The 11328-nt window shown below is 63.4% G+C and carries 11 protein-coding genes; 8 read left to right on the top strand and 3 right to left on the bottom strand.

Going from position 1 to position 11328, the window contains the following annotated elements:
- Nucleotides 1-618 precede the first annotated feature (618 nt).
- The 5 genes from Q0R23_RS05135 to Q0R23_RS05115 all read left to right on the top strand — a co-directional run bounded on the left by Q0R23_RS05135 (nt 619) and on the right by Q0R23_RS05115 (nt 6968).
- Nucleotides 619-897, top strand: a complete 279-nt coding sequence (locus Q0R23_RS05135) for a hypothetical protein (protein ID WP_293911059.1) — start codon at nt 619-621, stop codon at nt 895-897.
- Nucleotides 898-930: 33 nt separating this feature from the next.
- Nucleotides 931-1479 carry a CPBP family intramembrane glutamic endopeptidase gene (locus Q0R23_RS05130; protein ID WP_293911056.1) on the top strand — a complete coding sequence of 183 codons (549 nt, stop codon included), beginning with the start codon at nt 931-933 and terminating at the stop codon, nt 1477-1479.
- Between the two features lie 345 nt (nt 1480-1824).
- A complete protein-coding gene (locus Q0R23_RS05125) occupies nt 1825-3978 on the top strand; it encodes a peptidase domain-containing ABC transporter (protein ID WP_293911054.1) in 2154 nt (717 codons plus the stop codon).
- Nucleotides 3972-4955 carry an HlyD family efflux transporter periplasmic adaptor subunit gene (locus Q0R23_RS05120; RefSeq protein ID WP_293911051.1) on the top strand — a complete coding sequence of 328 codons (984 nt, stop codon included), beginning with the start codon at nt 3972-3974 and terminating at the stop codon, nt 4953-4955. The genes Q0R23_RS05125 and Q0R23_RS05120 overlap by 7 nt, the downstream gene beginning before the upstream one ends.
- Nucleotides 4956-5060: 105 nt before the next feature.
- Nucleotides 5061-6968, top strand: coding sequence for a DUF3857 domain-containing protein (locus Q0R23_RS05115; protein ID WP_293911048.1), 1908 nt, complete (start codon nt 5061-5063; stop codon nt 6966-6968).
- Between the two features lie 67 nt (nt 6969-7035).
- Here the strand turns inward: Q0R23_RS05115 and Q0R23_RS05110 are convergent, their stop codons facing one another.
- Complete coding sequence (locus tag Q0R23_RS05110) at nt 7036-8529, bottom strand: hypothetical protein (RefSeq protein ID WP_293911045.1); 1494 nt, start codon at nt 8527-8529, stop codon at nt 7036-7038.
- Nucleotides 8530-8858: 329 nt separating this feature from the next.
- Nucleotides 8859-9434, bottom strand: a complete 576-nt coding sequence (locus Q0R23_RS05105) for an RNA polymerase sigma factor (protein WP_293911043.1) — start codon at nt 9432-9434, stop codon at nt 8859-8861.
- A gap of 90 nt (nt 9435-9524) precedes the next feature.
- On the opposite strand from Q0R23_RS05105, the gene Q0R23_RS05100 reads away from it, so the two are divergent.
- Complete coding sequence (locus tag Q0R23_RS05100; RefSeq protein WP_293911041.1) at nt 9525-9914, top strand: FUN14 domain-containing protein; 390 nt, start codon at nt 9525-9527, stop codon at nt 9912-9914.
- Between the two features lie 54 nt (nt 9915-9968).
- On the opposite strand, the gene Q0R23_RS05095 is transcribed toward Q0R23_RS05100, so the two are convergent.
- Nucleotides 9969-10454, bottom strand: a complete 486-nt coding sequence (locus tag Q0R23_RS05095; RefSeq protein WP_293911038.1) for a peptidylprolyl isomerase — start codon at nt 10452-10454, stop codon at nt 9969-9971.
- A 174-nt stretch (nt 10455-10628) separates the two neighbouring features.
- Between Q0R23_RS05095 and fabZ the strand changes: the two genes are divergently transcribed.
- Both fabZ and Q0R23_RS05085 read left to right on the top strand, forming a co-directional pair.
- Nucleotides 10629-11114 carry a 3-hydroxyacyl-ACP dehydratase FabZ gene (fabZ, locus tag Q0R23_RS05090; RefSeq protein ID WP_293911035.1) on the top strand — a complete coding sequence of 162 codons (486 nt, stop codon included), beginning with the start codon at nt 10629-10631 and terminating at the stop codon, nt 11112-11114.
- Between the two features lie 64 nt (nt 11115-11178).
- Nucleotides 11179-11328 carry a hypothetical protein gene (locus tag Q0R23_RS05085; RefSeq protein WP_366520387.1) on the top strand — a complete coding sequence of 50 codons (150 nt, stop codon included), beginning with the start codon at nt 11179-11181 and terminating at the stop codon, nt 11326-11328.

Here is an 11328-nt window from a genome sequence, read left to right as displayed (position 1 = left end):
CGTTCGATGTTGAAGATGTATGAGTAAATAAATTTCGTCCGTTTGGTCTGTTTAACAGCTTTTTTGTTGAAATTATTCGTTAAAATACTTTATTGGCTTGTATTATTGAAGGAGAATTATGAAAAAAGCATTGTTTGTTATCGTTTCGTCATTGCTGTTCAGTTCGTCCGTTCTCGCTCAGGATGGCCCAGGCAAGTCCATGCCTCTGAACCTTGTGGATGCCTGTATATTCAGGCTGACCACCTGTGCTCCTGCCGCCGCCCCGAAGCCTCGCCCTCCCGCTGTAATTCAGCCCCAGCCGGACCCGGTTCGTCCCCCGCCCCCGCCTGAGCCTCTGCTGGTGCCGTCGCCTCCGAACCCGACTTGGAAGCGGTTTACAGCTCCTCTCGTGCACCCCTGGTGCCTGCGCGACCCGCGCTGTATTCCACCTTCTGTGCTCAATTGAACCTGAACACCCATTCAAACTTTACTCCCCACGAGTCGGGCGGCGGCCTGCGGATAAACGCTTACGCCACCGCCCGATGATGCGGCCCCAGTTTAAGAATTAACGCCCAGTAAGCTGGCATCGGTGGGTAGGGCGACCAAGGAATTCTTGACTATAGAGGGTATGGTGATGTTATGTTGAAGAAGATGGAAATTGCGGAAGCGGAGATGGTTGTGGGCGGCGTCAAATGGCCTACTAAAATCCCTTCACCAGGTGGTGAGCTCTGTAAGGAAGTCCCTGTAAGGCTCAAAATCCCGTGCGTAATTTTCTTCGATTTTGTTGTTCCTGCGGTTGTAACAAGTGGTAAGCCTACACCCCCGGATGCTAATGCGGATCGCATGAGGCGAGAAAATGGCATCTATCCAGGTGGACAGCAGTTGCTTGTCCCTAAGCCTCCTGGCACAGCGTACTAAACTGATGCGAAGAGTGCTACATTAGAATTTAATGTGCGCTCTTCGCATTTTGGATGGGGAATTATGCTTATAGAGAATAAATTACTTTCGATTCTGAAAAACTTTGCACTGGGAAGTTTATTGGGTTTATTCGGAATGATTGTAACATACTTGTCTGCAACGCCAAATTTAGACACTAACTCAGATACCAATTCATCAAAATTAGTGGATACACACACTATAGCACACATATATGGATCCGGATTTTTTTACTCATTTGCATTACTCTGTTTTATTGCCCCAATAACAGAAGAATTTGTATTTAGGTACCTACCTTATCGCCTTTGGATGAAACTATTCCCAGAAGATAAAAGGGAAAAAATTATATTTTGGATGTTGGGTGCGTGCCAGACCGTTTTTTTCGTATTCGGACATTTTTATGATGGGATGAAGGTGGTGCCGTATATGCAGTTTTTGCTAGGAGTTTTATCATGGTATAAAATAGAGAAACAGGGCTTCACCGCCAGTCTTGCTATTCATTTTGGTGTAAATGCCACACTTCTCTTTTCAAGCATCGGCTTAATTAAGTATCTATCTGAATAAGGGCGCTAAGCCAGCCAAAATATAATACGTGACGCTTTAGTCTTTTTTAAAGGAGAAAAATAGATACGAAAGCTAAATGGCTCGCTAAAACTTTGCAATTTATGTGGTTGATTCTAAAAGCATCAGTCTGGGATTTAATAGCTATTGTTTTTTGGCTCTTATTCTCAAGATATGTGAGTAAAAATAATACTTTAATAGAAATAATTTTAGTCTTTCTATTAGCGAAATTTATCATTACTTCTATAAGAAATTTCATAGTTTTGACAAATCAGAATAGAAAAAAGGTCTAAAATCTTCGGATCCCTAACAAGATTAGAAATGTGTCGAAAGGAAACAGATACGATTATGTCTAGGATTAATATAAAACCCATTCTCCAAGTCGATTCCACCGATTGCGGCCCTGCCTGCCTCGCCACTGTCCTCGGCTACTGGTCGCGCTTCGAGCCGCTGTACCGTCTGCGCGAGCTGGCGGGCACCACCCAGAGCGGCACCTCCATGCTCGGCCTGATGCGGGCGGCCCAGGCCCTGAACCTCGAAGCCGAGCCGTACCAGGCGGACCTGGACGGGTTATCTGAACTCAGCTTACCGGTCATCCTGCACTGGGAGCACAACCATTACGTCGTGCTGACGGCGCTGGACGCCAAAGGGGCGACCCTGGCCGACCCGGCGGTGGGCAGGCGGCGCGTTCTCTTATCTGAGCTGGAGTCGAAGTGGACCGGCAATGTCCTGTGGATTAAACCGCTACTCACCTTCGAGCGCGGTCATTTCATCGGCAAGCGCGGCGTATCCGGGCTGCTCTCGCATTTGAGCCACTTCCGGGGCACGGCGCCGATTCTGGTCGAGGTGTTCGTGGGCACCGTCATTCTCAGCGCCTGCGGGCTGGTGACGCCGCTGCTCTCGCAGGTGCTGTTTGACCGGGTGCTGACCTTCGGCGAGGTGCAACTGCTGCCGTATCTGCTGTGGGCCATCCTGGGCTTCGCGGTGTTCCAGACGGTGATCGGCACCCTCAGATCGTACCTGTCGAGCCACCTGAGCATGAGCCTGAGCTACAAGATGCAACTCGGCTACCTGCATCACCTGCTGGGTTTGCCGCTGCGCATTCACGAGACCCGGCTGGTCGGCGATCTGCTTCAGCGTTTCGGCGACCTCAGCCATGTGCGCGACGTGCTCAGCAGCCTGATGATCGGCGTGCCGGTGGCGGTGCTGACGCTGGTGTTCAGCCTGGCCGTGCTGACCTTCTACAACGTCCAACTGGCGCTGGTGGCCATGTCGGGCCTGATTCTGGACGTGGCCTACCTGTTCATCATCGCGCCGAAACTGCGGGGCAACAGCCGCAAGGTGCTCAAGAAGAGTGGAGAACTCGATTCGTTCATGATCGGCAACCTCGAAGGCATCAGTGCCCTGAAAGCCTTCTGCGCCGAGCGGTGGGCGGTCATGAAAGGCCGTAACCAGATCGCGGGATTGATGGAGCAGTCCTGGCGCGGTTTTTTGCTGGGCAACAACTCATCGGTGGTGTTCGGTCTGCTGGGCAGTCTGTGCTCGCTGCTGACGCTCTGGTACGGCGCCACACAGGTGCTGGCCGGGCACCTGTCGGTGGGGCAACTGGTAGCGACCTACGGCCTGACCGGCAACGCCATCGGGGCGCTGTCCACCCTGATCGGCAGCGTGCAAAGCGTCCAGCAGGGCGTGGTCTCGTCCGACCGCCTGGCCGAGATTCTGGAGTTGCCCACCGAGGACAGCGGCCACCGGGTCACTGTGCTGGCGCCGCTCAGTAAGGGCCTGAGCGTGGACGGGTTGTCGTTCGGCTACCAGGCAGACCGGCCCATCTTAAATAAGCTCGATCTGGACTTGCCACGCGGCAGTTACACCGTGCTGCTGGGTGCCAACGGGTCGGGCAAGACCACGCTGTGCAACGTGCTGACCTCGCTGCTGGAGCCGACAAGTGGCGCCGTGCGCTGGGACGACACACTGCTGAGCGACTGCGCCCCCGACACCGTGAGAAGCCGCATCGCCTACCAGCGCCAGGAAGTGCCGATGTTCTACGCCTCGCTGCTCGACAACCTGACGCTGGGTCGTCCGCGCCCCGAACAGCGGGTGCGTGAGGTGCTGACCTCACTTCAGATGGACAACATCGTGCGAAGGCTCCCCGAAGGGTTGCAGACCACCCTCGGAGGCGACAGTCCCCACCGACTGTCGAGCGGCGAGCGCCAGATGCTGGGCCTGGCCCGGCTGCTGCTCTCCGACGCCGAAGTGCTGATCCTCGACGAACCGACGGCCACGCTCGACATGGACCGGGAAACGCGGGTGGTGCAGCTTCTGCGCGAACTCAGGGGCGAGAAGACCCTGCTGGTGATTACCCACCGCCCGGCGCTGATGGACCCGGCGGACCAGATTTTTGAGCTGGTCGAAGGCCGCGTGCAGCCGTATCAGCCGAGAGTGCCGGTTCAGCCGGGCCCTGTTCAGATCGAGCCTCACGGGGAGGCGACGCCCGCATGGTGAGCGCCGCGCAGTGGGAGCAGCCGATGAAGGGCAGCGCCCGCGTCCTGATCTGGGTGCTGGCCGCCGGTCTGGGCAGCGCGGCGGTGTGGGCCTCGCAGGCGAAGGTCAGCGTCTACGCCCAGGTGCGCGGCACGCTGGCGCCGAAAAGTCAGCCGGTGAATGTCAACGTGCCCAGCACCGGGCGGGTCGTCGGCGCCGAGGTCCAGCTCTGGCAGAAGGTCAGCAAGGGCCAGCTCCTGTTCACCCTCGACCTGAGTACCCGCGACCCCCAGGACGCCGCCTTGCAGCAGACCATCGCGCAGAACGCCTCGGTCCAGGCGCAGGGCGACATCAGCGCCGCCCAGATCGAGCTGGAGAACCGGAGCAGAACCCAGGCCAGTGCGCAGAGCCTCTACGCCCTCGGCGGCGTCTCCCGCGCCGAGCTGGACGCCGCCGGGGCTGCGAAGCGCACCGCTCAGGCCGCCCTCCAGAAAGCCCGCTCGCAACTCGGTGCCGCCCGCGCCCAGCTCGCCCTGTTGGGCCGCAGCCAGCGGGTGCAGGTTCGCAGCCCGGTCGGCGGCCAGGTGATGCAGCTCTCGGACCTGCACGTCGGGCAGGCGCTGGGGGCAGGTCAGAGTGCGCTCGCCATCCTGCCCGCAGGCGTGCCGCTGGTCTTCAGGGGCGCCGCCGCCGAGTCGGACCGGCCCAAGTTGCGCCCGGCGTCGCGCGTCCAGATCGCCTGGAACAGCTACCCGCGCCAGAAATACGGCGTCAGTATGGGCAGCCTCAGCGGCGTGGCGCCCACCAGCGACCTCGACAAGTCCGGCAACGTCAGTTACCAGGTGGAAGTGGGGCTGCCGCAGCCGGGCGGGCGGCCTTACCTGGGCCAGAAGCCGCTGCTGCCGGGCATGGCCGGGGAAGCCCATGTGCTCTCCGACGAGAAGACCGTGCTCGGCCTGTTCTGGGACTGGGTGCGCGGCGCCGATCCCTGGAGCTGAGCGACCAGAGAGTAGCCTGAATTCACTACCGTCACCAGTCGCCGATTTCCTCACCCCTGGCCCCGCTAACCTGATAGACACGCCCGTTTCTAGGGAGAATCCCCCATGTCCAGCACCCGTTTCCCGACTCGCCTGACCCTGGCTCTGATCCTGGCCACCGCCCTGAACGCCTCGGCTCAGACGGCGGCGCCTGTGCCCCAGCCGACACCCGCCCCAGCGCCCCAGACCACGCCAGCGCAGAGTAACTACAGCAATGTGCCGGATGTGGGCACCGAACACTACGTCGTGGCTGCCGACGCCAGCTACGAGTTGGTCTCGGAAACCACCCGTATCATCCGCGACCAGGGCGACCTGCAAAACGGCAGCGTCATCAGCACCCAGTTCATCTCCAGCCTTCAGAGCGCCGAGGCGACGGAAGCCTACGTCATCAAGGCCGACGGGAAAAAAGTGCCGGTGGGCAAGACGCAGATCACGATCAAGGACGCGCCGGGCGCTGGTAACTACGCCGACTTCGGCGACAACAAGGTCTTGCAGGTGCTGTTTCCGAACGTGAATGTGGGCGACAGGCTGTATGCCAAGCTGAACATCAAGAGCAGGGCCATCTTTCCGGGCCGGTTTTCCTATTTTACCGAGAACGTGCCCTTCGGCTACCCGTACCAGACGACCGTGACGATCACCGCGCCGACCTCGCTGGGGGTCAAGGGCCTGGCACGCGGCGCCGTCAAGCTGGAGCAAAAAGCCGTGGGCGACCGGACCGAGTTCACCATGACCGAATCCAACCCCAAATTCACGCCGGGTGAGGCGGGCGCCGAATGCCCCTGCGACTACGCCGGGGCCGTGAGCATCAACAACTTTGCAGGCTGGGACGACGTGGCCCGCGCCTACCGCGAACGCGCCGCCGACAAGATTGCCGAGACGCCCGAACTGAGGGCGCTGGCCACCCAGCTCGTGGGCAACAAAACCGGCCTGGACGCCGTGAAGGCTATCGACGGCTGGGTCCGCGAAAACGTGCGCTATGTTCAGGTCTACCTCGACGCGGGCGGCTACGTGCCCCACAAGGCCAGCGACATTCTGAACAACAGATACGGCGACTGCAAGGACTACGTAACGCTGTCGCAGGCGCTGCTGGGGGTGGTGGGCATCGAGGCCGAGCCGATTCTGGTGGGCACCATGAGCCGCTACAAGGAGCTGCCGCTGGCCGGGCCGGAGCAGTTCAACCACGCCATTCTGTACGTGCCGAGCCTGAAGATCTACCTCGATCCGACCAACCGCTTCGCCCCGGTGGGCGCCTATCAGAACGCGCTGGCGGGCAAGCCGGTGCTGCACACCAACGCGGGCAAGCTCGAAACGTTCCCGGTGGCCCCGGCCTCGGCCAACCTGTACGACCAGTCCAGCAGCTTCACGCTGGCCGCCGACGGCACGCTCAGCGGCAGCATGAAAGCGGCGACCAGCGGCACGGTCCGCAGCCTGATCCGCAACAGCTTCGCCAACCTGACGCCGGAGCAGCAGCCCCAGGTGGCCCGCAGCCTGCTCGATCAGTCCGGCGAGCCGGGCAGCGGCAGTCTGAGCCTGGCCCCGACTTTTGGCGACAGCGCTGCGCCCGACTTCGCCGCCGAGTGGAACAGCCCAGGCGCCGTGAGCATCGACGACGTGACGTCGCTGAAATTGCCCAGCGGCATTTCCTTTTACATTTTCTCCAGACTCAAAAGTGTCGTGTCACTGGAGAACCGCACCACCCCGCAGGTCGTGGGCGCCTCCGAGCTGCACAAGGCCGTGACCCTCAAGCTGCCGGGAACTTTGAAACTGCTGCGGCTGCCCAAGGACGCGCAGGGCGAGAGCAATTCGTTCGCGTACAAGGTCACCTACCGCCAGGAGGGCACTCAGATCGTGGCCGACCAGCGCCTGACCTTCAAGACCGACATCGTGCAGCCGGAAGACTACGCCCAGTTCCGCGAGGGCATGCTGGCCGCCGTGAAGGCGACGGAGAGCACTATTTTGCTGGAGAAGAAGTAGGCGATTGGGCAGCGAACCTGAGCTGAGCGGCGAGCAGGGGAGACGGCGCACCAGCGTTCTCGCCGACTTACGCCTGTGCCCGCTCCGGTCCCAGCAGCAATGTCCCCAAGCCCCACACCCCGCCCACGACGGCCAGTAGCGCCGCCAGGGCGGGCACACTCAGCGTGGCGCTGAAGGCCAGCACGCCTGCCAGCGCCCCGGAGACTTCCGGCAGGGCCAGGCCCAGGCGCCGCGCCACACTTCGCCCCGCCGCGCTCAGGCTGACGCTCAGGCCGGTCAATACTGCGCCCGCACTGAGCACGCCCAGCACCAGCCCCGCCGTGCTCAGCCCGAACGAGAGCAGCAGCAGCCCCAGCCCGGCCAGCCCCAGGCCCGCCAGGGTGCCCGCTGCCAGGGTCTGCACCGGGGAGTGCCGCTGACGCCGCCCCAGCCTGGCCGCCTGCCCGCCGCGCAGCAGCGCCGCCGTCACCAGCAGCAGCAGCCCGGCGCCCAGCCAGCGCTCGACGAGCAGATGCGGACTGGGACTCGCCGCGCCCAGGGCCGCCAGGTGAAAGCGCAGCGGCGTCTGTTGCAGGGCGTCCCACAGCGCGGGCAGGGTCAGCACGCCGGTCACGGCCAGGCCCACCGCGCCGTAGCGCCGCACCGCCGGGGTGGGCCGCGCCACGATCAGCCAGCTCAGCAGCGCCAGCACTAGCACGCCCAGGATGGTCGGCAGCGGCAGCGAGAACTGCGTGCCAAACGGCGCGGCGCTGCCCAGCAGGCTCATGATCTGGCGGGTGGCGCCGTTGCCGCGCAGCACCGTCAGGCCGCCGAAAGCCAGCACCACCGCCGCGCCCCCGATGGCCGACGGGCCGCCCGGCGGGTTGAAGCGGGTGCGCCCCAGCGGTGGCAATGCCGCGCTGTGCGGCGTGCGGCTCAGAATGCGGCGCAGCCGGGTGGGCCGGGGTGGGCGCAACCAGGTCACCTGCGCTGGCCCACCCTGCGAAGGCTGAGCGCTGGCGGCTGCGACTGCGGCTGTGACTTCGGCTGCCGCCTCGCGGCTGATCCGGGCAGCCAGGTTCAGCGCCAGCGTCCCCGCCGACGCACCCGCCAACGCACCCGGCGGTGGCGGCACGACCGAACCGCGCAGCAGGGCCGTCAACTGGCGCTCCCCGGCTTCTGGTTCCCTGGCGCTGGAAAAGCTCAGCTCAGACTGAGTTTCACCGACGATGCGGGCCACCACGGCGCTCACCAGTGAATGCGGCAGCGCGGCAGCCGGGCCGAGGCGAGCGCTCAGGGCGATGTCGGCGGCCAGCTCAGGCGCCAGCGTTGCGGGCAGGGCGGGCGGCGCGGCGCTCTGCTGCACCTGCCGGTCGAGCGCCATGCTGCGGCTGTGGCTACCGGGCCAGGCTGGTGCGCTCAGGTGGCGCAGCAGGGCCGCGACCTGCGCCCAGCGCTGTGTCTCGCGGTACTGGTCAGGGTCGGCCAGGGCCACATCGAGTTCCCGCCGCTCGATGTCGCTCAGTTGTTCGCCGTCCTGGGCGCGGTGCCAAACTTCGCGCCAGTGCTGCCCTGCTGCCATCTGCTCACCGCCCCGTCTGGATTCATCGCCCTGTTTCGCCTGACCAGCATGGTATCCGACCAGTGACGACCCGGCGCCCTGTCCTCCGCCCAGCGCTTCTTGGAGGACAACGCCCGACACTCGCCGCCGATACCAAAGCTACGATCTTAAACGGCTTTGGGTTCCCGCCGACCTGAATCCGGGACAGGGGCAGCCTTCATGAACGGCAGGGGAGAAGTTGCTCGAAGCTGGCGCCGCGCCGCCCCGGCAGGTCCTCAAGGTAGCCGAACAGCGAGATTCTTCGCGCTGCTCAGAGACGACACCTGTTTGATGGTGGTTGACGAAGGAGGTCAGTGAATGTCGCTCACGCTTGCGAGCAGTCCGGCGAGCTGTTCCTTGGCGCGGAAGACCCGGCTCTTGGCGGTGCCCAGCGCCACGCCCTGAATGCGGGCGATCTCGTCGTAGGGCAGGTCCTCGACGAATCTGAGGACCACCGCCTCGCGGTATTCGGGGGCCAGGTCCATCAGGGCACGCTGTACCCGGTCCTGGGTCTGAGCGCTCTCGGCGGCCTGCACGGGGCTGCGCGAGGAACTGACCGCCTCGAAGCCCACGTCCTCCTGGGCTTCCTCCAGCGAGAAACGGCTGAGCTGTTTGCGGCGGTGACGCTCGATCTGGGTGTTGCGGGCGATCTGGTAGAGCCACGGCAGCGCCCGTTCCCCGGCCCGGAAGGTGCGAATAGAGCGCCAGGCGCGGTAAAACACTTCCTGGGTCAGATCCAGGGCGTCCTCGCTGTGGCCTTCTAGGCGGTAGAGGTAGGCGTACATCCGGCGCTCGTGCTGGGCGATGAAGGCGTGCCAGGCGGTCTCGTCGCCGCTGCATAACTTACTCAGCAGCGCGGCGTCCAGCACGTCTTCAGGCGCGGTCATCTCAGGGTGCAGCATAGCGCCCGCGCCTGAGCGCCGCATCTAACTTTAGGCGTACGCCCCGACCAGGCAGCAGGCGCTAGCATGTGCGCCGTGTCACCCGCCACTACACTCTCTGCCGCTGCACCGTCTGCTGCACCGTCCTCCGCTTCCAGCCTCGCCGATTCGGTGTCCGGGGCCGTGCTGCCGCTGCTGCCCACCCTCTCGCTGGGCGCCCTTCTGGGCTTCGCCGCCGGGTACGCCGTCAAGGCCATCGGCAAAGTCGCGCTGCTGATCGTGGGGCTGCTGTTCGTGGCGGTCCAGCTCCTGTCGTATTTCGGACTCGTGACGGTCAACTGGCTGAAACTCGAAGCCCTCAGCGGCCCCTGGTTGCAGGACAACTCCCGCAGCGTCTGGCCGTGGCTCTCCGGCGTGCTGACCCATGACCTGCCCTTCGGCGGCGCCTTCGTGGCGGGCTTGCTGCTGGGCCTGCGCAGGCGCTGATAGTCAGCTCAAAAAACCGCTCCCAGCCAGGCGAGCGGTGGTGTTGTGTCTAACTCAGAACTCGTCGTCCTCGTGGCCGCCCTCGCCGTGGGGATGGCCGTGGGTGATCTCGTCGGCGGTGGCGTCGCGCACCGAGATGATATTCACGTCGAAATGCAGCACCTCACCGGCCAGCGGCGGGTTGAAATCGACGGTCACGTCCTCGCCCTCCATCGACATGACGGTAAAGGGCGTCACCGAGCCGTCCTCGGCCTGGGCGAAATAGGTGGCGCCGACCTCCACGTCGTCGTCGAAGTCCTCCAGGTCGATGACCTGCACCGCCTCGTCGTCGCGCTCGCCGTAGCCGTCTTCGGGCTGGACCGTGACCTGCACCTTGTCGCCGGGGGCCTTGCCCGCCAGGGCGCTTTCCAGGCCGGGAATGATGTTGCCGTGGCCTTGCAGGTACGCCAGCGGCTCGCCGCTCTCACTCTGATCCACCACTTCGCCGCCCACGGTCAGGGTGTATTCGATCTCGACGACTTTATCCTGGCTGATGTTCATGCTTCTCCTTCGTGCATGCCGTTCCTCTGGGGCAAGGCAATGACCTGTTACGGATCGTTTCGCCGCCCAGCATAGCGCAGGGGCCAGAAGTTGATTTGAAGCCTGGGCTCATCTGATCTCACCCGCCCGGCGCCGTGTACTAGCATGGCCGACAGTTCGCCCACAGGAGACGCCATGACCGACGCTGCCCCACCAGAGACTGCCACACCGACCTATCCGCTCGACATCAACGCCGTGCTCCGCAGCCTGCCGCACCGTTTTCCCTTCGTGATGGTGGACCGGGTACTTTCCGGTGGTGAGGGCGCCGTCCACGCCCTGAAAAACGTTTCTATAGGCGAGCCGTTTTTCGCGGGCCACTTTCCCGCCGAGCCGGTGATGCCGGGCGTGCTGATTATCGAGGCGCTGGCGCAGGCCAGCATGTTCTGCCTGCCACTGGAGGCCGGGACCATCGCCTACCTGGCCGGGGTCGAGGGTGCGCGGTTCAAGCGCAAGGTGATTCCGGGCGACCAACTGCACCTGCACGCCAAGCTGGATTTTCTGCGCCGGGGGCTGGGCAAGACCGTCTGCCGCGCCGAGGTGGACGGCGCCGTGGTGGCCGAGGCGACCATTTTGTTCGTGGTGCCGCCCGCGCCGTCCAAACCGCAGCCTGCCGCAACCTGAGCTGCGCCCGACCGGTTTCCTGACTGGGGAGCGCTTTGGCCGCAGCCTGGGCGTCGCGCTGGGCGTGGCCCTGCTGATCGCGCTGGCGTACTACCTGCTGTTCTTCGTGGGCCTGACGGTGGGCGCTCAGGTCGCCGGGCTGAGCCTGGGCGGCGCCTGGCTGGCGAACGTGGTGTTTCTGGTGGCCGGGCTGTGGCTGCTCAGGCGGGCGTGA

This window comes from Deinococcus sp., assembly GCF_025362455.1.
Classification (GTDB): domain Bacteria; phylum Deinococcota; class Deinococci; order Deinococcales; family Deinococcaceae; genus Deinococcus.
The sequence above is the reverse complement of the archived record's forward strand: the minus strand, read 5'-3'. Positions and strand labels throughout refer to the sequence as shown.